At 36.5% G+C, this 19,134-nt stretch carries 21 protein-coding genes; 8 read left to right on the top strand and 13 right to left on the bottom strand.

Going from position 1 to position 19,134, the window contains the following annotated elements; genetic code table 11:
* Positions 1–70: 70 nt before the first annotated feature.
* The gene (locus RHO12_07705; protein ID WVD65274.1) at positions 71–892 is read right to left on the bottom strand and encodes an HAD-IIB family hydrolase; all 822 of its coding nucleotides are present in this window, start codon (positions 890–892) and stop codon (positions 71–73) included.
* A 505-nt stretch (positions 893–1,397) separates the two neighbouring features.
* On the opposite strand from RHO12_07705, the gene RHO12_07700 reads away from it, so the two are divergent.
* Entirely contained in the window at positions 1,398–1,916 is a 519-nt protein-coding gene (locus RHO12_07700) for a phosphoribosyltransferase family protein (GenBank protein ID WVD65273.1), read from the top strand.
* Positions 1,917–1,990: 74 nt separating this feature from the next.
* On the opposite strand, the gene RHO12_07695 is transcribed toward RHO12_07700, so the two are convergent.
* From RHO12_07695 to RHO12_07685, 3 genes are all read right to left on the bottom strand, one after another.
* Positions 1,991–2,758 carry a DeoR/GlpR family DNA-binding transcription regulator gene (locus RHO12_07695; protein WVD65272.1) on the bottom strand — a complete coding sequence of 256 codons (768 nt, stop codon included), beginning with the start codon at positions 2,756–2,758 and terminating at the stop codon, positions 1,991–1,993.
* A 117-nt stretch (positions 2,759–2,875) separates the two neighbouring features.
* A complete protein-coding gene (locus tag RHO12_07690; GenBank protein ID WVD65271.1) occupies positions 2,876–4,099 on the bottom strand; it encodes a sugar transporter in 1,224 nt (407 codons plus the stop codon).
* Between the two features lie 135 nt (positions 4,100–4,234).
* Positions 4,235–4,876 (bottom strand): Vat family streptogramin A O-acetyltransferase, encoded by a 642-nt coding sequence (locus RHO12_07685; protein ID WVD65270.1) that lies wholly within the window; start codon positions 4,874–4,876, stop codon positions 4,235–4,237.
* A gap of 265 nt (positions 4,877–5,141) precedes the next feature.
* On the opposite strand from RHO12_07685, the gene RHO12_07680 reads away from it, so the two are divergent.
* Positions 5,142–5,372, top strand: coding sequence for a hypothetical protein (locus RHO12_07680; GenBank protein ID WVD65269.1), 231 nt, complete (start codon positions 5,142–5,144; stop codon positions 5,370–5,372).
* A gap of 211 nt (positions 5,373–5,583) precedes the next feature.
* Positions 5,584–5,961 carry a hypothetical protein gene (locus tag RHO12_07675; GenBank protein ID WVD65268.1) on the top strand — a complete coding sequence of 126 codons (378 nt, stop codon included), beginning with the start codon at positions 5,584–5,586 and terminating at the stop codon, positions 5,959–5,961.
* Positions 5,962–6,058: 97 nt separating this feature from the next.
* Here the strand turns inward: RHO12_07675 and RHO12_07670 are convergent, their stop codons facing one another.
* Positions 6,059–6,952, bottom strand: coding sequence for a 5'/3'-nucleotidase SurE (locus RHO12_07670; GenBank protein ID WVD65267.1), 894 nt, complete (start codon positions 6,950–6,952; stop codon positions 6,059–6,061).
* A gap of 156 nt (positions 6,953–7,108) precedes the next feature.
* Entirely contained in the window at positions 7,109–8,008 is a 900-nt protein-coding gene (locus RHO12_07665) for a LysR substrate-binding domain-containing protein (GenBank protein ID WVD65266.1), read from the bottom strand.
* Positions 8,009–8,167: 159 nt separating this feature from the next.
* Here RHO12_07665 and RHO12_07660 point away from each other — a divergent pair, with 159 nt between their 5' ends.
* Positions 8,168–8,749, top strand: coding sequence for an NAD(P)H-dependent oxidoreductase (locus tag RHO12_07660; protein ID WVD65265.1), 582 nt, complete (start codon positions 8,168–8,170; stop codon positions 8,747–8,749).
* Between the two features lie 443 nt (positions 8,750–9,192).
* Here the strand turns inward: RHO12_07660 and RHO12_07655 are convergent, their stop codons facing one another.
* From RHO12_07655 to clcA, 6 genes are all read right to left on the bottom strand, one after another.
* Positions 9,193–10,005: an ABC transporter permease gene (locus RHO12_07655; protein ID WVD65264.1), complete on the bottom strand. Its 813-nt coding sequence runs from the start codon at positions 10,003–10,005 to the stop codon at positions 9,193–9,195.
* Positions 10,005–10,970 carry an ABC transporter permease gene (locus RHO12_07650; protein WVD65263.1) on the bottom strand — a complete coding sequence of 322 codons (966 nt, stop codon included), beginning with the start codon at positions 10,968–10,970 and terminating at the stop codon, positions 10,005–10,007. The genes RHO12_07655 and RHO12_07650 overlap by 1 nt, the downstream gene beginning before the upstream one ends.
* The gene (locus RHO12_07645) at positions 10,970–12,559 is read right to left on the bottom strand and encodes an ABC transporter substrate-binding protein (GenBank protein WVD65262.1); all 1,590 of its coding nucleotides are present in this window, start codon (positions 12,557–12,559) and stop codon (positions 10,970–10,972) included. Before RHO12_07645 ends, RHO12_07650 begins: the two co-directional genes overlap by 1 nt.
* 122 nt (positions 12,560–12,681) lie before the next feature.
* Positions 12,682–13,251, bottom strand: coding sequence for a flavin reductase family protein (locus RHO12_07640; GenBank protein WVD65261.1), 570 nt, complete (start codon positions 13,249–13,251; stop codon positions 12,682–12,684).
* A gap of 118 nt (positions 13,252–13,369) precedes the next feature.
* Complete coding sequence (locus RHO12_07635; protein WVD65260.1) at positions 13,370–13,882, bottom strand: DUF2165 family protein; 513 nt, start codon at positions 13,880–13,882, stop codon at positions 13,370–13,372.
* 66 nt (positions 13,883–13,948) lie between these two features.
* Complete coding sequence (gene clcA, locus RHO12_07630; protein ID WVD65259.1) at positions 13,949–15,304, bottom strand: H(+)/Cl(-) exchange transporter ClcA; 1,356 nt, start codon at positions 15,302–15,304, stop codon at positions 13,949–13,951.
* A 436-nt stretch (positions 15,305–15,740) separates the two neighbouring features.
* Here clcA and RHO12_07625 point away from each other — a divergent pair, with 436 nt between their 5' ends.
* The 4 genes from RHO12_07625 (at position 15,741) to RHO12_07610 (ending at position 18,117) form a co-directional block, all read left to right on the top strand.
* Positions 15,741–16,418, top strand: a complete 678-nt coding sequence (locus tag RHO12_07625; GenBank protein ID WVD65258.1) for a CsgG/HfaB family protein — start codon at positions 15,741–15,743, stop codon at positions 16,416–16,418.
* Between the two features lie 18 nt (positions 16,419–16,436).
* Positions 16,437–16,787, top strand: coding sequence for a DUF4810 domain-containing protein (locus RHO12_07620; GenBank protein WVD65257.1), 351 nt, complete (start codon positions 16,437–16,439; stop codon positions 16,785–16,787).
* Complete coding sequence (locus RHO12_07615; GenBank protein WVD65256.1) at positions 16,784–17,407, top strand: DUF799 family lipoprotein; 624 nt, start codon at positions 16,784–16,786, stop codon at positions 17,405–17,407. The genes RHO12_07620 and RHO12_07615 overlap by 4 nt, the downstream gene beginning before the upstream one ends.
* Positions 17,408–17,652: 245 nt before the next feature.
* Positions 17,653–18,117, top strand: coding sequence for a DUF1456 family protein (locus tag RHO12_07610; GenBank protein ID WVD65255.1), 465 nt, complete (start codon positions 17,653–17,655; stop codon positions 18,115–18,117).
* Positions 18,118–18,265: 148 nt separating this feature from the next.
* On the opposite strand, the gene RHO12_07605 is transcribed toward RHO12_07610, so the two are convergent.
* Positions 18,266–19,009 carry a DNA-binding transcriptional regulator YciT gene (locus tag RHO12_07605; protein ID WVD65254.1) on the bottom strand — a complete coding sequence of 248 codons (744 nt, stop codon included), beginning with the start codon at positions 19,007–19,009 and terminating at the stop codon, positions 18,266–18,268.
* Positions 19,010–19,134 lie beyond the last annotated feature (125 nt).

Below are 19,134 nucleotides of genomic sequence, written 5' to 3'. Positions count from 1 at the left end.
GGAGGATTACCGAGCCTAGAAAAGCATTCCTAGGGAATGCTTTATTTGGAAATAGTATCGCAAAATTATGTTATTTTAGTCCGAGAGGGAAAGAAGGCTGCAGTGCTAGTATCCGCTTAATAGTTTCTTGCACTGCATTTTCATCATTGTATCCAGTGATAAAATTTGCAGCTTGTTTTGTTTCTTCAAAGGCGTTTCGAACTGCAAAACTATATTCAGCCATCGCAAGCAATTCAATATCATTGTAGCCATCACCGAATGCCATTGTTTCATGTTTACCAACCTTAAGCAGTTCTTGTAGCTTTTTAATAGTTGTTCCTTTATGGACACCATAGTCTGCGATGTCGATCCAAGCTTTTTCTGACACTACAATGTAAACATCATTCTCAAAATCAGACAGATAAGGCCGTGTCTGTGGGCATAAGCCTTGTTCATCATAGACAGTAATCTTAACAAAATCTGCCGTCAACGTAGCTAGGTCATCCACTTCAATTACGTTTGTATAAGAATTTCGTACTATATTCTTAAGCCTTTGCGGCGTGTCGGTACGAATAACTGCCGCAGTCGATGTACAGGGAATAACAACGTGCTGTTTACTTACCTCTTCAAGGGTATTGATAATGCGTAATCCGAGTTTATTTTCGATGAGCGATTGATAAATAAATTGTCCGTTACGTTTAATTCGGGTAGCGCTATCACCCACAATCCACAAATCTTTGCTGTTGTCGCCAAACAGCTCTTCAACTCTTTCACATTGTTTTCCCGTGCAGGCAGCAAAGTGAACGCCTTTTTGTTGCATGAGTGCTCGAACAACGTTAAATGATTCCCTATCATAATCTCCTTTGCTGTTAAGAAAAGTGCCATCTAAATCAGTAATAATTAGTTTGATCATTGTATAAGGCTCCCTGTATTTAATTGCGTTAGTCGCGCTTAATTTCTATTAATCAGATATTCAGCGGTCGTTCTTGTCGTTAAAATATAACCTCAAAGTCGGTCTGGTTACTCGTTCATGCGATTGCTATTTATAACCTAATAAGTAAAAAATGTGGCTATGTGAGAATTTACTGGCTCTGGTGATAATTGCACCATCAACATGTTTAATAATAGGGAGAGTGTATGAATAAATTGGATATTTGGCTCTATTATTGACATAGCATTATTCTCAAGTTAAAACACGTAAGCTATATTGTGCTCGATTATGCTTGATTTTGCAATTTTAATGTTTAAAATATTAAAAATATGTTGATTTATGTTAAATTCATAACTAGTTTATATGATTTGACGATGAATGGGTGCAGGAAATGGGAGAATATTTACATTACTATCAGCCGATGGTGTGACGCATTTTGTGCATGCATAGATTGCTACTGATTTCGCTAACTTAAAGGTAAACCACGATGAAAAGTAGACATATAGGCAAAATTATTATCGATGAAAGTGCGATTGCTAATGGTGTAACCGCAGTTGCTAGGCAACTTAATCTTGATTTTAGTGATGCCGTTATCATTACCGTTGTGCCTGGCGGCATTTTATACACAGCAGATCTTGTCCGACAATTAAAATTTGATATTACTATGGACTATATTTCTTGCCCCCATACTCCTGGCGATAGAAATAATAATTCAGCTATCGTCTTTCATAATAATGCTAATATCAACGGACAAAATGTCATTATTATTGATGATGCAATTGAGTCAGGCGGAACGATGAAACGTTTAGTTAAATTTATTTCTGAAAATTACACCCCAAAATCGATCTCAGTCGCCATATTGTTTGTCAAACCAAGTCGGATAGCGATCCCTGTTCGGCAATACTACGCCTATGAAATGGTGAATGATGATTTACTTATTGGGTATGGTATGCCATGGGAAAATAAATACCGCAATTTGCCTTATGTGGCAAAATTAACGCAGTGAACACCAATAAGTATCGGCTTTCTTCGCAGCTGCTATATTTGCGCTTGAGTTGAGGTCATGTTCTTGGTTGATGATTATTCTTCGGCTACGACAATTCGCATATTGACTAAGCGAAAGTCTGCGATATTGGTGTTTTTACTGACGACAGCAATATCAATATCTTCACAAGCCGCGACTTTATATCTGGCAACTTGAGGCATTTTACCTGCGGTGACGGCAGCAATTATTTCATTGCTCTGACCGATTAAGGCTTTTTTAAAGCAGGCATCTTCATAGTACACTGCGCTGAGACCTGCTTGAGGGTCTAACCCGCAAACGCCAATAAAAGTTTGATCAAATAGCATACCTTTAAGCTGATTGACGGTATCTGCACCTAGTGTGCTTCCTGTTAATGGATTAACTTTTCCACCCAATAGAATAAGCTCGCTTTTTGTACGGCTACTTAATACCGCTGCGATTTGCGGAGAGTTAGTTACTATCGTCAGTTCAAGGTCTTTCGGTATAAATCCTGCCATTGCTAGATAAGTTGAGCCCGCGTCGATAAAAATACACGAGTTTGCTTTAATAAAATCCGCACATCTTTTTGCAACGACCGATTTCTCCTGCATATTTTGAGATGCACGCACATCAAAGTTTGCCGATTCTACAATATGACTCACCGCGCCGCCATAGACTTTTTTGCATAGTCCTCGGCGTGCTAATTCTTGCAAATCTCTGCGGATCGTATGTTCTGACACGTTTAGCTTTTTTGCCAAGTCAATACCAATCACTCTACCGGTATTGGATAGAATCTGCTGAATTAGTGTCAGTCTTTGCTCTGGAAAAACATCATGATCGACCAATTACAACTCCTAATAATGAGTATTATATTGCATTAATTGACACAAAATATCATGAATCAGATTTTGTGTCAGCGATGATTATTTTATGGGCTCAAAATACTTGAACTATCACTAAAATTAATGGCTGATGATCTCGGTCCCCATATTGGCTTTAGATCGTTCAATAAATAGCGCTTTAAATCGTAATATGATAAAAAGAGCAATACATAAAGCGACAAATACAATCGATCCGCCAAAATATCCGATCCACTTAATATTAGTGTAATTAATAACTTGATGCCCAATAAGCGCACCTGCACCTATGCCTACATTGACAATACCTGAGTAGATTGCCATCGAGATATCTGTCGCATCAGATGCGAGATCCAATACTTTTATTTGTTGGCTGAGCATCATACACGTAAATGCGATCCCCCAAAAAAAACAGGCTGTAAAAAATAGCGGTAAACTTACCATTGAGGTATATAAAATCAGTAACACAAAAGTCAGTAATGCAATACTTATTGGTAATATGCTTAGTGGGTGTTTGGGATTGATTTTTCCAAAAATAATACTGCCGATAATTCCTGAAATTCCAAAGAAAAGGAGTAATAATGTTAATTCATTTGTTGTCATACCGACTAAATCAATCGAAAACTGCTCTATAAAGGTATAAGCAGTAAAGCTACCTGAAACCGCAATTGCTGCAATCACAAAAATACCGACTAAAGCAGGTCGTTTCATTATTATGGGTAAATTTTTAGCCGATCCACTATTTATGCTTGGTAATTTAGGTAAAACCTTAATTAAAATAGCGAGTACTAATAAAGCAAGAATTCCTATCATTAAAAATGTACTGCGCCATCCTAGCCATTCTCCAATAATTCGACCAATTGGAATCCCTAAAATTGTTGCTAATGATGTTCCTGTTGCGATAATCGCTAACGCTTGTGATTTTTTACCATAGGGGGCGACCCGGATCGCGAGTGCAGAGGTAATTGACCAAAAAATAGCATGAGCACTAGCAACAATTATTCTGCCAACCAATAATAAATTAAACGATGTAGCTAAATAACAGATAATATGACCAATGATAAACAAGATAAATACAATGATTAGTAATCGTTTACGCTCAGTGTTCGCTAGCAATAAAATGAGGGGTAAGCTAAGAGCTGCAACAACCCAAGCATAAACCGTAATCATTATACCCGAATCTTGCTTATTCATATCAAATGAATGACTAATATCAGAAAGCAAAGCAATGGGAACAAATTCAGTGGTATTAAAAATAAAAGCGGCGAAACCTAAGCTAATTACGCTAACCCAAGCATGATGACGCGAAGATAATTTTATATTAAACATAAGGTATACACTCGATTGAGGGTTTTATATTATATCTCTTTTATTACAAATAACGATATGCCTAAGTGTATTCATCTCTATTATTAAATAAAAGACATATCAGCAAAGGTTGATTTAGCAGTGTTATTTTGACAGCTATATAGCATTATCACATAGCTTAATAAGACTTTTAATATCTGCTTGCGTAATTACGCTTAAGTTTTTAGTAATTTTCTCAATTGGCCAATCCCACCACTTTACTTTTAAAAGTAAATCAATAGTTTCTTGAGTGAACCGTTTTTTGACGCATTTAGCTGGGTTGCCCGCAAAAATATGGTAGGGTGGAATATTATGGCTTACGACCGCATTTGCGGCAACAATGGCACCATCGCCAATATTTATGCCAGGTAAAATCGTAACATTTTGGCCTATCCAAACATCGTTACCGATTACGGTGTCGCCGCGTAAATCTAAATCTTCTAAAGTGGGGGCGGATGTTTTCCATTCATCACCGAAAATAGAGAAAGGATAAGTAGAAAAGCCTTTCATATAGTGGTTGGCGCCATTCATGATAAACTCAACACCTTGTGCAATAGCACAAAATTTGCCGATAATTAATTTGTCACCAATAAAATTGTAGTGATGAGTAACACAGGACTCAAAATTCTCGGCATTTTTATTATCTGAATAATAAGTATAGTCGCCGATTATGATATTGGGATTTTTGATATTATTTTTAATAAAACAGATAGAATTAACGCCAGTAATAGGGAATAGTTCATCAGGATTTATCGGCATATTGATCTCTAAATTGTATGTGGTTATAAAAATAATAATGAATTTTTAACATAACACAAGACCAACTGCTTATGATTTGATAATTAAACCAGGTTAAATGCACTTTTTCAGTCTAGCATCGTGCTGAGATAAAAATTTTGCGTTAATTAATATGTAACAAAACTATCTTTTTATATGGGTTGACGTTATTATAATTATTGTAAAATATAGTAAAAACAGTGTGTTAATCTTACTCAATGCGACTAATAGTTTATGAGGTAATTACATGAAACTCTTTTTAAAATTAATGCATCATCACGGCGTATCATTCTGTTTGGGCGCAATGCTTATCTTAATTTATAATTGTATTGGACTCATTATTAGTGGTGTTTATGACGACTATTTGTCTTACATTATTTATGCTGCAATAGGCAATACATTTTTCCTATTACTTGTCCTATTTTCACTTTTTTATTATCTGGTTAATCGTAAAAAATTATTCGAGCAAGATCAGTAACTCTTGTATTAAAATAGTTTTTTTGTGTAACTGAAAATAATTTGGCGATGATTAGCTTATCAAATGAAATGGCAAATCTATTTTAATCCTCGCCAAGATTGGCCAAAGCTTTGCCAATTTGCAACGCGATAAGCGTCAAGTAGCTAATAAGCAGTAGTATTAACGATGCCGAGTTGTTATAAATTAAATAGTGAGTAAGGAAGGTCTTATAATGAAAATTAAATTATTGATTAGCTGCATCTTTATTCTAATATTGGCTGGATGTGCAACTACCGCTAAATATGAAAAAATATTAGATAGCTGGGTAGGTGCAAGTGAGCAACAATTAATTGAGTCGTGGGGTATTCCTGATGGAACCTATGAAGCAGGTAATTTAAAATTTTTATCTTATCGCTATTCAGACCAAAGAATATTATATGGCTCACCTCCAGTCTATGTAAGCAATGTCCGTAAGGGCAGGATATATACTGACGTAGTAGGCGGAACTCCAGATATGATTGTGTCCAATTGGTGTAAAACGACGTTTACCATCGAGAAGGAAAAAGTGATCAAATGGACATTTAATGGAAATAGTTGCATCGCTAATTAATGGGTTTGCCAAATAATTCCAGATCTATTTTAAAAACCTACCAAAATCAATTAGCTATAAGCCTAATCTTGGTAGGATTATTTTTCGTTATCAAAATTTAATCTTGATTAAATATCATCTCATACTCAGCCTGAGTCGACATATCATTCCAGTTACCTTTAAAAATACTATAGATAATATATTTGCGATTTAACCAAGCCGTAGCCGTATCATCATCACTCGGCTGCATCAATGAGAAATCCATTTTTTGGGTTGCATTACCATTAGGTAAAATTTCAAAGATATATTGTGGTTTTGGGAAGGGTTCATTTTCTATAAATTTGATACCTTTGATTTCATTTTTAGCCACCGCGGGATAATTGAGTCCAAGTCCTGTCCCTGGTGGGAGAATTGGTTTATGGTTATCTTTATTGATCTGCATTTTATCTACCAGATCGGCTACATAGTCGATAGAATCTGGCCAGTATTTTTTCACATTTTTGCTTGCTTCGCTAAGTAATCCATTTTGATCGTCATTTAACTTTGTAAATGAGGCTCCGATACTTGCTGATACCGCTGGATAACCTGATCGCACTGCTCTCACTGCCGCGCTGACTGTTCCAGAGTTAAGCTGCGCACCTCCAGTATTTCCACCATCATTTACACCAGAAATAACAAGGTCTGGAGGGTTGTTTTTCATTAATGCCGTTAGACCAAAATCGACAGAGTCAGAAGGTGTACCCGGAAAACAGTAGCGCTTCTCACCTACTTTTTTTACTTCAAACTCATAACCAGGTTTAAATGTAACAGCAGTACCGACGCCACTTTGATTTACCGATGGTGCAACAATCCAAGCATCATATCCTTTAGCTGTCAATTTGTCTTGCAATGAAGTGGTTCCAATAGATTCACAGCCATCATCATTAACAATCAGAATTTTCATTTTTTCAGCAAATGCACTGCCATAAAAGAAACTAGATAAAATAGCAATCGAGAGAAGTGTTTTCTTCATATTTTTTCCTAGATATATTGTTAATATATATTTTTAAATTGATGGTAATACCAGCTAGATTATATATATAACTTATTAAGCTGAATGTGATCTTCAACAGAAAATAGGAAAATATTGCTAATGTAGCGCGCGAATTAAGTTACATATACTCATATATTAGAGTAATTGCCTGTCAGTAATTTCTTTGCTCAAAAAATCTAAGAAACAAGATATTCTAAAGGCGAGCTTACGGTTTTGATAATACACGGCATTAATTGGTTTTTCGCGATAAATCATCTCTTGCTCAAGTATCGGTACAAGCTGGCCAGATTGTTGGTCACTTTTTGTCATAAAATTAGATAATGCCACGATCCCCTCTCCTTGTAGTGCTAGTTGGCGAATCATCTCGCCATTAGAGGCGGAAATGGTAGGTGTAACTTGTAATATTTGGCCTTTACTATCAAGTATCGGCCAATTATTTAAGTAACTAGAGGAGTTAAACCCAATCAAAGTATGCGTTTGTAATTGTTGACTATTAGTTGGTATACCATATTTTTTTAAGTAGTGAGGGCTGGCCAAAATTTTAGTTTGGCTAGCGCCTAAATAGCGCGCATGCAATGATGAATCTTTTAACGAACCAATACGAATAGCAACGTCGGTACGTTTTTCTATTAGGTCAATAATATGATCATCAGTATTAAGTTCTAGCTGTATGCGTGGATAGCTATGACGAAAACGCGTAATTAAGGGAACGATAATATGCTGCATAAATGGCGTCGCGGCATTAACACGTAATAGCCCTGCTACTTCTTGCCGTTGTAATACCATTGCCTCTTCTGCTTCTTCAACGGAAGCAATAATTTGTTGAGCATGTATTAAAAAAAGCTGGCCTTCTTCGGTTAATTCCAATCGACGTGTCGTTCTACGGAGTAACGTTGTATTAAGTTTTTTCTCTAGTCGCCCAAGTGCGCGGCTGACGCCTGATGTCGTTTGTTGTAGCTGTTCTGCCGCGGCGGTGATTGAACCTGTATTTACTACAGTATTAAAGGCTAATAATTCTTCAAATGTTATATTCATTATTTAAGGCCTTGCATGATTGTTGAGTTTTAGTCAAGTATGTTGTGTATTTAACACGCTTTTTCTACATAAGTAAAAGCGTAAAATAGCTAACATCAATTTTATTCCTTGATAGTTTTTAAGCTATTAGTTTTAGTTAACCCCATTATGAGGTCAGTTATGAGTCGTATTTTAATTTTAAATTCAATGAAAGAGTTTGCTCACTCATCAGGGCGTCTTAATACCACATTGACAAATACTGCTGAGCAATATCTTATTGAAAAAGGTCACGAAGTTAAAGTAACAGTGATTGATCATGGCTATGATGTTGAGCAAGAAATACAAAAATATGAGTGGGCGGACGTTATTATTTACCAGATGCCAGCTTGGTGGATGGGTGAGCCATGGATTATGAAAAAATATATCGATGAGGTGTTCACTCAAGGTCATGGGCGCCTTTATGCTAGCGACGGTAGATCTCGCTCAGATGTGAGTAAAAAATATGGTTCAGGTGGATTATTGCAAGGCAAAAAATATATGTTGTCTGTAACGTGGAACGCACCAACAGAAGCATTTAATCAACCCGATCAGTTTTTTGAAGGTCTAGGTGTTGATATAGTTTATTTCCACTTGCATAAGGCGAATCAATTTTTAGGTTTAGAGGGGCTACCAACCTTTTTATGTATTGATGTGATAAAAAATGCCGATATTGAACAAGACATTCAGCGCTATAAGGCACACTTAGATAACACAATAATCTAGTTATAACAAAATGCTGCCAAATTAACTTATTAGATCGGAGCTAATTTGGCACTTAGTAACTTAGCTTATCGTTTCCTTTCCTGAGTAAATTATTTCATGGTGTAACCCGTCTTGAAATATTTGCATTGCTGGTGATAGTCGCTTAGTTTTCAGTCTAGTTAGCCAGTAGCTCCCGATATTTACTTTTTATCCAAAGTGGCAAAGGTGTGGTAAAACGACATTGATTTATCGAAAGATAGTCTGAAAATTTTAGGTTTATTATAGATAATTTATTTTTTATGGTATAAAAGCTCCGTTAATTGGTTTATGGCAAAATTTTCTTTAGTTATGTAGTTAGTTAAGGCATATTAATCTATTAACTTTAAGCGAGTAATTGCAAAACTCAATACCAAATAACTACCATAATATAATCCTATTTTCACATAGATAATATTGTCCATGCTTTAGTAGGATGAATTACTTAAAAATAACTGTTGTATGGCTTTGGCGAACTGGTCAAATAGTAACACAAGTGCCATTAATGCAAGTCCTGGAAAGACGGCTAACCACCATGTGCCAGTATTAAGATAACGTAGTGAGTCTGATAGTAAAATTCCTAACGATGCCTCATGCGGTGATAAGCCAAAACCAAGAAAACTTAAAGCGGCACTATGCAAAATAGCGTGAGGGAAGATCAATAAAGTGCCGATTATCCATTGCGAAAAGAGCGTCGGCACATAGTGATGCCTGCAGCGATAAAGCCAACTATTACCAATGCGATGCGACAGCATAATATAATCAGTTTGCTGTATGCTGATTAATTCGGCGCGTAACAGGAGTGTCAGTTTGGGCCAGTGTGTTAGTGCGACCGCCCAAACTACGCCAGCTTTGCCACCACCGAGCGTAAAGCAAATAAGTATTAATAATAAGAGATGTGGTAATGCCAGTAATGAATCAACTACACCACGAACCAGATAATCCATCATTGTGTTAAATGATGATAAACTTGCCATAAATAACGCTATTGCACCGCTTGATAATGAGGCAATTAAGCCAACTTGTAAACTGGTGTTTGAGCCCTGAAAAACAAGCTTGTATAAATCACGGCCTAAATTATCGGTGCCAAATAAATGATGCCATGAAGGGGCGTGATGGCGACTAAGTAGATCCGTTACAACATCAGTGTGAGAAAGCCAAAAACCATAACTACTTAAGATAATTAAACTCAATAATGAAAAAATTAATTTAATTAGAGCGTTGTTAGGATTATAAGTCATTATTCGCGCATCACCCCTTTGTTCACGCTCTTAAGTAGGATATTGACTACATTATTGCTAATAAAGATGACTATCATGCATAGTAACGTAATTGCCATTAGTAATGGAATGTCGCCCCGCAAACCTGCATCTACGGCAGCTTGCCCTAAGCCTGGATAAGTAAAAACTTTTTCAGCTAGTAAAGAGCCACTCAATAATTCGCCAATCGATGCAAACTGTAAGCAGATTGCGGGTGTTATTATATGTTTTAAGGCATGGAAAGATAACATTGCCCATCCTTTATCACCTTGGGCTTTGGCGTAGTAGATAAATTCACTCTTCATTATTTCTGCAATTTTTGAACGAGTATGTAGCGTAATAGCCCCAACACGGGATAGACCTAATGCAATCACTGGCAAGATGAGGTGATGCATTTTTTGTAAAAATGTTGACGTTTGTTCATCAAGGCCAATAGGCCAAGCACAGCAAATCGGCGCCCATTGTAATGATATAGCAAACAAGTAAAGCAGCAATAAACCTATCCAAAATACCGGAACAGATACTAATAAATAGCAGAAAAAAGCAATACTTTTGTCAGGCCAGCAATTTAAATAACGCCCAGCGATTAATCCTAAACCAAATCCAATAAGCCCAGAAAAAATCCAGGCGGAGAGTAACAATGCCAAAGAGGGGATCAGCCTATCTGATATAACCTGTTGTACGGGCTTATTGTAGAGGATGGAATAACCAAAATCACCTTGTATTAGCTGTGAGAACCAGTGCCAAAACTGTATCCATAAAGGCTGGTCAAGCCCCCAACGCGCGGCCATTAACGGATATTGCTCAGCGGAAACATACATTAAGTCGCTGCCAATATAAGCTTTAACTGGATCGATTGGTGAATAGCTTAGTAGAATGAAAATACTGGCTATGGTTATTGCTAATGAACAGCTAAATCGACACACTAATACAATCGACGATCGCATTATTTACACGCCCATGCCCAGTTATCAACATTATTCAATATTGACCACGAACCATGGATCTCCGGTGCACTTTTACCTAATTCAACACAATTATTCAATAAATATAGATGTTGCAAATTAACTAACCACGCCCACGGAGCGTCGCCTTGAATCCCTGTCCCTGTGGCACCATTCCAATCGACTTTTTGCCACAATGAGATGGCGGTTTTTTGGTCTGCTTGGCTCAACGCTTCTTCAAGTATTTCGTCAACATAATGGTTTTTATAATAACCTGGATTATAAAAACCAACACCGGCAGCTTTACTGCTATAGTTATGTACTAACTCCATTGGATCTAAGCTTCCCCAGCCAAATAAAGTCGGGTTAGCGTGCATGTAATGCTCTACCATTTCCCAGCTTCCCGCTCTTAAGTTCATTTCAATGCCAATTGGCTTTAAACTTGCTCTAATTGCTTGAGCTAAGTCTCGACGAGTTATGTCTCCGCTTGCGTACCACAAGGTCAGTTTTGCTACTATGCTGTTTTTTTCTCTTAATCCCTCTTTGTTTAGCTGCCAGCCAGCTTGTTCAAGAATGGTGTTTGCTTTTGTAATATCTCCATCTTGGAATGCTGAATGAGGATTATTCCATGGCAGTCCTTCCACGCCAGTATAAGCTGGAATAGCAAAACCTTCTAAAATTGACTGAGACAATAATTGCCTGTCAATCGCATAATTAATTGCTCTACGAATTGCAACATCTGAGGTGATATCATTGCCGATAGGCACACCATTAGCATCTATTTCTCCAGCTGGAGGAATAGGGAATGAAATGCCTCGATTTTCTACGCTTTGGCGCTTAATTAGCTTCATATTTTTGATGTTATCTACATTTATGGCAATGCCAGCAGGTAGGCGAACAATATCTAGCTGACCGCTTTTTGCTGCTGCAAAAGCGGTATCTTCATCAAGAAAGATGAATACCATTTTATCAAAATCATTTGTGGGGCCTGCATAGTATGGATTTCGCTCAACTAATAATTGTTGACCAGCTTGAAAAGAGACTAAACGATATGGGCCTGCGCCTATTGGATGGTGAGCATACTTTTTAGCGTCATACTTTTCTGCCGATACAATTCCTAATGAGCCTAATATATTAATAAATGTACTTTGCGCGGATGATAAGGTGATTTTTACGGTTAGTGGATCGATAAATTCTGCTTTATCAAAATTTCCCATATCGATTTTTCCACCACTAGATGCTGCATTATTATAAGTAAAAACAATATCGTTTGCGGTTAATGGTGATCCATCAGAAAATTTTAGTCCATTTTTTAGTTTGAGTATCCATAACTTGCCATCATCACTGTGCTGATAGCTTTCAAGCATGTAGCTATGCCATGATAAATCTGAATCTTGCTTCAGAAGCGGACTATGAAGGAGTAAATAGCTGCCGTGGCTCCAGCCTAGCATAGGGTCAAACCCTTCGGTTGGCTCTGAGCCGATTGCTAGCCGTAACGTCTGTTTCGATTGCGTTTCAATTGCACATGCTTGTGACGAAAGTCCCATCAAGCAAATAACCTGAATCGTGATTAAGAGTGTTGTTTTTATCATTATGTCTTTTTAATTTTTTATTATTAGTCAGGTGGTGGTTATTCGAGCCGATATCATTGTCGGCAGCCTTATCCATAGAAAATAAGATTAGATCATTTTTATTACTAAATAAGGCGTAGCCATTATGGTCCGCCTTCTACTTCTAACCCTTTACCGGTTATATAGAATTGACCGCCAGCAACATAGTGTAAGTTTTTTAATTCATCAGCGACTTGGTCAAATATCCAGTGGTCATCACAAAATACACGATCATCAGCATAAGCTGCAATAACTTCACCAATGAAAAGATCGTGGGTGTGTTGATTGTGTGGTTCTGGTATTAGTTTACACAAGATATAAGCTGAGCAGCCTTTTACCAGGGGAATATCAACTCCATCTTGATAGAATAATTCGATGTTATTATCAGCTAGTTTATGGGGATTTTGTTTATAACTTTCGCCCATGGCAATAACCATAGCAGCTTGAGATGCAAAGGGTACTTGTAAAGCAAAATAGCCACTTTGCTCGACTAAAGAGCGAGAGTATGCACTCTTATCTATCACCACCGTAACTTTCGCTGGCTTAAACTCTAGTGCACACACCCATGATATTGACATTACATTTTCAATATTAGCATATTTTGCCGAAAGCATTACCGTTGGGCCGTGGTTAATTAGGCGATAAGATTTTTCTAGATTAACGGGTTGTAACATTGTTATTATCCTTATTTTGCGCTACAAAAACGTAAGTAGTAAGATGTCAGTCGATAAGCATCCATCTACATAATGAGATGCTTATCATGTGGTATTTGGCACGGGTAACTAAACTTTGTTATTGGCTCTCTTTTTGCGCTAATAATACAATGATTGCTGTTATACAAGGAAGCGCATATATCATCGCACCCATTTGAGTATTTAGTGGATTGACTTTGGCTTGCCAAGCCATAAACCAATCGCCAGCCACAACCATAAAGCCAACCCCCCAAACTAAAACGGCACAAGATGCTCCAAGCATCGCCCAGGCTTTTCCTTTACTAAATAATATGTACGATTTATTAAAATTTTTTACCATAATAATTAGCCCTAAGCTTGCAAATATTCCACCTAGCGTTTCTACGGTAGTGATGAGCGCGAGCCCTACATAGCCAGCCCAAGGAGCATCGATTGCACGCCACATTAACCAACTATTATTTGCTGTATTTTGCATCGATAATAATGGCGCAACAGCATACTGTACGGTGCCAGAAAAGCCAGCTAAATTATTTAAAAAGCTAAACAGCCCCCATAAAGCTGGGAACAGGGTCATCACCAAACAAACAAAACGAGAAACTTTTACTTCATTCATTGCCTTCTCCTTATTTTTTATTTAATTGCTGATCATTTTCTTAGGGGAAATAATCGTTCAAATATTTTATTTACTATCCCGCTGAATAAGTTTATCTAAAATTGCTGTATAAAGTGGTTTTTGACCTAAAGATTGCGCCACAAAAGTTGCGGCTAAACAGGTAATAATAAGCGGCAAGATGAGTAAATAGTTACCTGTCATTTCCATAATTAGCACAATGCCTGTTAATGGTGCGCGAATGGTGGCGGAAAATAATCCGGCCATCCCAATAATTGCACAAGCTCCCAATTCTATTTGATAAGCAGGAAATATTGATTGCATAGCAAGGCCGAATAATACTCCGATAATAGCGCCTAAGGCCAAAGTTGGCGAAAAAATTCCGCCAGGCGCTCCTGAACTAAAACATAAAATCGTAGCAATAAGTCTAATCACAAGAATAATGAACAGTGGCCATAACCCATATAATTGGTCAATAACATTGGGAATTATCTCGAACCCGCTACCAGCAACAGCTGGGAAATATAAGCTTAATAAGCCGAATGTACCGGCAAGCAGTCCTCCTACCAGTAAAAAATAATAGGATTTTAATTGATAGAAAGATTTAAGTTTATCGCGAAGGGTTAATATACTCCGATTCGAAATTGCTCCGAGTACGGCGATAATGGCACCAAAAATAAAATAGAGCCATAAGGAATTTAGTGGGACGGCAGCATAAATACTAAAATTAAATATAGGGGCCGTGCTGACCATCAACCGATAAACGACGCACGCACCGATCACACCAATAAAGATTGCTTTGATTGATGATAAGCTGTAGTTAAACTCTTCTCGCATTTCCTCTATTACAAATAAAATACCTGCTAATGGCGCATTAAACGCGGTTGTGATCCCTGCCGCCGCACCCGTTGCTAGAAAGGTGTGTTTATTATCTTTATTTTCGACTTTAAAGAGTTTTCCTAGTAATTGCCCTAGATTGGCCCCCATTTGGACTGTCGGACCTTCTCGACCTAGAACCATACCAGAACCTAAGGCTCCGAGCCCGCCGAAAAATTTAACGGGTAAAACGTGTAACCACCTGACGGGCCTCATATCAATGAGTGCACCTTCTATTTCAGGGATTCCTGATCCGCTAGACTCTGGAGAAAAGCGTTGCACTAAATAATAGGCAAAAACTCCCATTAAAGCCGCAATAAAAAATGACCAAATATATGTTGCATTGTGATCACCAAATAGACTTAGGCTTAACTCAATGCGCGACGTTGAAACCCAGCTGACAGCATATTGAAAGAGTGTACCGACAAAACCGGTAACGATGCCAATCATGCCAGCAATAAAAATAACGATAAAAGGCACTCTATTTTGTAGGGCATCAATTTTATTGATTATGGTGCGTTCTTTCTGTTTAAGAGAATATTTAGGCATAACATTATTCAATCAGTTATCAGATTAACCTTTCTTATTATTACATTGTTTAATTAAGCGGATGTTAGCCGCTTTATATTATGTAGTAATAAAATCCCATTTCATTAAGTATAGTATAAAAGCAAAAAAATGATTAATTTTTTATCTATTTATTATTGCTATTTCTTCGAAAGAATATTGTGACAAAATATTTTCAATATAAGGATTATCTGTTTGATGTAGTTTATGCATAATTTTTATCTATATGATTAAATTAAATTTAACTTGACAGTACTAATTAAAAAAAAGATACTGCAACGCCAGTTTTTGCAAAGAATAATGAAATCTGACTTTATATTGGATGTAATATCAATATCTAAACTAAAGACCACAATGGATGCACTCTCTATTCTTAAACAAGACAACGGATTAAAATTAATTTTAAAAGGACAACTTAATGAAATTTAATAAAAAAAATATATTATGCTCAATATTCTTGCCAGTAGTGTTATTAACGGGTTGTGCAACAGAGTCTTCTCGGGTTATAGAAGTAAATAAAACTAAATCTTACAGTACTAATTATCAAGGTGTTAAAAGCCCTATCGCCATCGGTAAATTTGAAAATCGCTCAAATTACCAAAATGGTCTTTTTTCTGATGGAGTTGATCGACTAGGTAATCAAACTAAAACAGTCTTAATTAGCCATTTGCAGCAAACGGGCAGATTTACTGTTCTTGACCGCTCAAATTTACAAGAGCTCAAAAATGAGTCAAAAATTAGTGCTAAAAACCAGTCTTTAATTGGTGCTAGATATATTATCACCGGTAATATTACCGAATTTGGACGAAAAGAAGTTGGCGACAATCAATTATGGGGCATTCTTGGTCGCGGAAAAACTCAAGTTGCTTATGCTAAAGTAATTATTAATGTTATTGATGTTAAGACTTCAGCGGTTGTTTATACTGCCCCGGGTGCTGGTGAGTATAGCTTATCAAACCGTGAAATTATTGGATTTGGTGGAAAAGCAAGTTATGACGCGACACTTAATGATAAAGTAATTGATTTAGCCATAAATGAAGCCGTTAGTGATTTAATTTCAGGTATTCAATCAGGCGCATGGAATCCCACTAAGTAATATACAAGGATGTTTGTAATGTTTATAAAAAAATTATTGCCAGCACTTCTTGTTTTATTAGTTGTTGGTTGTGCCAAAAAAGATATCTATAACTGGGATGATTATGAAGCAACGCTATATTTATATCACCAGCAAGGTAAAGTAAATGTAGAAGAACAAATTAAGCTTTTAGAAAAAAATATTGATAAGTCTCGTGCTAAATCGTTGCTATCGCCACCAGGACTACACGCTCATTTAGGTTTGCTTTACAGCAATATCGGTAAGATAGATGATGCAAAAAATCAATTTAAAATAGAAAAGCAGCTATTTGTTGAATCTGCAACGTTTATGGACTTATTACTTAATCAAAAAACGAGAAATCTAAAATGAAGAAAGGGATTATTTTTTTAGGAATATTAATAACCGTCTTTTTGACGGGGTGTTCAAAACCTTGTGATTATACTGCGTTTAATGAGAGTAAGCCTAAATCGATCTTAGTGCTATTACCAGAGAATAAGACGGCCAATATCGACGCGACTAACGCATTTTTTTCACAATTAACTCGCCCACTATCTGAGGCTGGTTATTATGTATTCCCCATTGCGGTTGTTGAGGAAACTTTTTATCAAAATGGCGTAACTGTTGCAGGTGAAATGCGTAATGTTAGTACCGAAAAATTGCGTCAAATTTTTGGTGCTGATGCGGTATTATATTTCGATATTAACCAATATGGTTATAGTTATGGGATTCTTTCTGGTGCACCAGAGGTTTCAGCATCAGGCACATTGGTTGATTTAAGAACTGGTAAAACACTATGGAATAACGAAATAACTGTTCAAGGTGACAGCACAAGTTATTTTAATGTTCTAGGGCTATTATTAAACCGAATATTAGATAATATAAGTGATAAGTACTATCCGATGGCCGGAATGGCGAATTCAACGCTATTTGATCCTGCATCAAATCGTTGTTTTATGTATGGGCAACGTTCACCCTTATATAAAGGTTAATCGTTGTTATTTTCAATAAATACCAGCCACCAACATTATCGCTAATGTTGGTGGCATGCTGAATAAGATGGCAATATTTAAGTAGTTTTTCATCAAACTTTGGTTACGGATACTAGCCTTCACCTCTAGAACATTGAATATTGTTATTATCGTATTTTTTTGTTGAGTTTACCTCCATTCCCCTCTAGTATGTCGGCCATATTAGGGCAATAAATTGATAGTTTTATTTGTTTAAAGCAGGAACCATGATGGAAAATAATGATACATTGCGCAGTGTGCGCTATATGCTTAATTTTAATGATGAAAAAATGCGTGATATTATTAAGCTAGCAGGATTAGAAGTAGATCCTTTAGAAATAAATTGTTGGCTAAAAGCAGAAGGTACACCAGATTATAAAATATGCCCAGATTATGTTATGGTTCACTTTTTAAATGGCTTAATTCTTCTTCTTCGTGGTAGGGATGACCGTTTTCCTATCCCAGAGGTCGAGCCAGTTGTTACCAATAATATCATAATGAAAAAAATGCGAGCTGCTTTTGCATTAAAAGATACTGATCTGATCGATATTTATAATTCAGTTGATTTTCGGGTTTCAAAGCCTGAGCTAAGTGCGATTTTTCGTAAGCCTGATCATAAAAATTATCGTAAATGTGGCGATCAGCTATTACGTTATTTTCTTAAAGGGTTAACCTTAAAAATTCGTAGCTAGGATTATCATTAGCTATGTCTACCAGTTTTATCTAAGTGTGATTTTTTATTATGCCGATAATTTGCAATAAAATTTTAACGGAAAAGGTAGCTTTAAAAAACACCTATGCATTAAAAGTGAAAATAAGTAAGATGCTAGCGCGGCTAGCTTAGTAAACTTTATCTACAATAATGTTACTTGTAAGCAAAAATTGCTCATCTTTAGTATTTATCTCCTGATCAGTGATAACGCGTTTAATTGCTCGTATCGGGGAAAAAGTATAAGGATGAATTTGCCCAAATTTTGATGAGTCAGTAATAATAATATTTTCGCTGTTTTTAGTTAAAATGGTATTAACTAACTCGGTTCTCATTTGATCTCGCCCTGAAAAGCCCGATACTTGGTCAAAACCATCGATGCCAATAAATGCTTTGTCAAAATTTAAATGAGCAATTGCTAAACTGGCCAATTCACCTACGACGCTTTCACTTCTCTTTTGGAATTCACCACCAATTAAGATGATTTTTGCATCAGTATTTTTAAGGAGTTCTGCAATATAGCAACTTGACGTAATTAATGTTACTCTTTTTGTGTACGCCAAATGCCTAGCAAGAAGTGCATTGGTGCTGCCGCCTTCAATAAAAACGCACTCATCATTCCTGACTAATGAGGCTGCATATTCTGCGATTTTTAGTTTGAGTGGAAATTTAATTTTCATTCGGGCATCAAGATTATCACTATCAATTGAAATGGCATAACCATGCTCTCGTTTTAAGTAGCCGTTTTGTTCTAATAAGTTTAAATCGTGACGGATTGTTACAACAGATACATCGAATTGTCGAGCAAGATCTTTTACACTAATTTGACCAATATCATTGACTGCATAGATAATTTCTTGTTGTCTAATATTCATTAAATAAAGCATGACCTACCTTCATGTTAATTATTAATAGTACCGATAAGCGTAGCTAAATAGTAATCAACAAATAAAGATTTGTCATTATAAAATAATCGTAGTGCGTTGAGAGTTTTTCAATT

The organism is Orbaceae bacterium lpD02, assembly GCA_036251875.1.
GTDB classification, from domain to species: domain Bacteria; phylum Pseudomonadota; class Gammaproteobacteria; order Enterobacterales; family Orbaceae; genus Orbus; species Orbus sturtevantii.
The sequence above is the reverse complement of the archived record's forward strand: the minus strand, read 5'-3'. Positions and strand labels throughout refer to the sequence as shown.

Bases quoted from the DNA above. Each gene is read 5' to 3' on its own strand.
- RHO12_07705 (WVD65274.1), bottom strand. From the start codon at position 892: ATGATCAAACTAATTATTACTGATTTAGATGGCACTTTTCTTAACAGC.
- RHO12_07700 (WVD65273.1), top strand. From the start codon at position 1,398: ATGAAAAGTAGACATATAGGCAAAATTATTATCGATGAAAGTGCGATT.
- RHO12_07690 (WVD65271.1), bottom strand. From the start codon at position 4,099: ATGTTTAATATAAAATTATCTTCGCGTCATCATGCTTGGGTTAGCGTA.
- RHO12_07685 (WVD65270.1), bottom strand. From the start codon at position 4,876: ATGCCGATAAATCCTGATGAACTATTCCCTATTACTGGCGTTAATTCT.
- RHO12_07680 (WVD65269.1), top strand. From the start codon at position 5,142: ATGAAACTCTTTTTAAAATTAATGCATCATCACGGCGTATCATTCTGT.
- RHO12_07675 (WVD65268.1), top strand. From the start codon at position 5,584: ATGAAAATTAAATTATTGATTAGCTGCATCTTTATTCTAATATTGGCT.
- RHO12_07670 (WVD65267.1), bottom strand. From the start codon at position 6,952: ATGAAGAAAACACTTCTCTCGATTGCTATTTTATCTAGTTTCTTTTAT.
- RHO12_07665 (WVD65266.1), bottom strand. From the start codon at position 8,008: ATGAATATAACATTTGAAGAATTATTAGCCTTTAATACTGTAGTAAAT.
- RHO12_07660 (WVD65265.1), top strand. From the start codon at position 8,168: ATGAGTCGTATTTTAATTTTAAATTCAATGAAAGAGTTTGCTCACTCA.
- RHO12_07655 (WVD65264.1), bottom strand. From the start codon at position 10,005: ATGACTTATAATCCTAACAACGCTCTAATTAAATTAATTTTTTCATTA.
- RHO12_07650 (WVD65263.1), bottom strand. From the start codon at position 10,970: ATGCGATCGTCGATTGTATTAGTGTGTCGATTTAGCTGTTCATTAGCA.
- RHO12_07645 (WVD65262.1), bottom strand. From the start codon at position 12,559: ATGATAAAAACAACACTCTTAATCACGATTCAGGTTATTTGCTTGATG.
- RHO12_07640 (WVD65261.1), bottom strand. From the start codon at position 13,251: ATGTTACAACCCGTTAATCTAGAAAAATCTTATCGCCTAATTAACCAC.
- RHO12_07635 (WVD65260.1), bottom strand. From the start codon at position 13,882: ATGAATGAAGTAAAAGTTTCTCGTTTTGTTTGTTTGGTGATGACCCTG.
- clcA (WVD65259.1), bottom strand. From the start codon at position 15,304: ATGCCTAAATATTCTCTTAAACAGAAAGAACGCACCATAATCAATAAA.
- RHO12_07625 (WVD65258.1), top strand. From the start codon at position 15,741: ATGAAATTTAATAAAAAAAATATATTATGCTCAATATTCTTGCCAGTA.
- RHO12_07620 (WVD65257.1), top strand. From the start codon at position 16,437: ATGTTTATAAAAAAATTATTGCCAGCACTTCTTGTTTTATTAGTTGTT.
- RHO12_07615 (WVD65256.1), top strand. From the start codon at position 16,784: ATGAAGAAAGGGATTATTTTTTTAGGAATATTAATAACCGTCTTTTTG.
- RHO12_07610 (WVD65255.1), top strand. From the start codon at position 17,653: ATGATGGAAAATAATGATACATTGCGCAGTGTGCGCTATATGCTTAAT.
- RHO12_07605 (WVD65254.1), bottom strand. From the start codon at position 19,009: ATGAATATTAGACAACAAGAAATTATCTATGCAGTCAATGATATTGGT.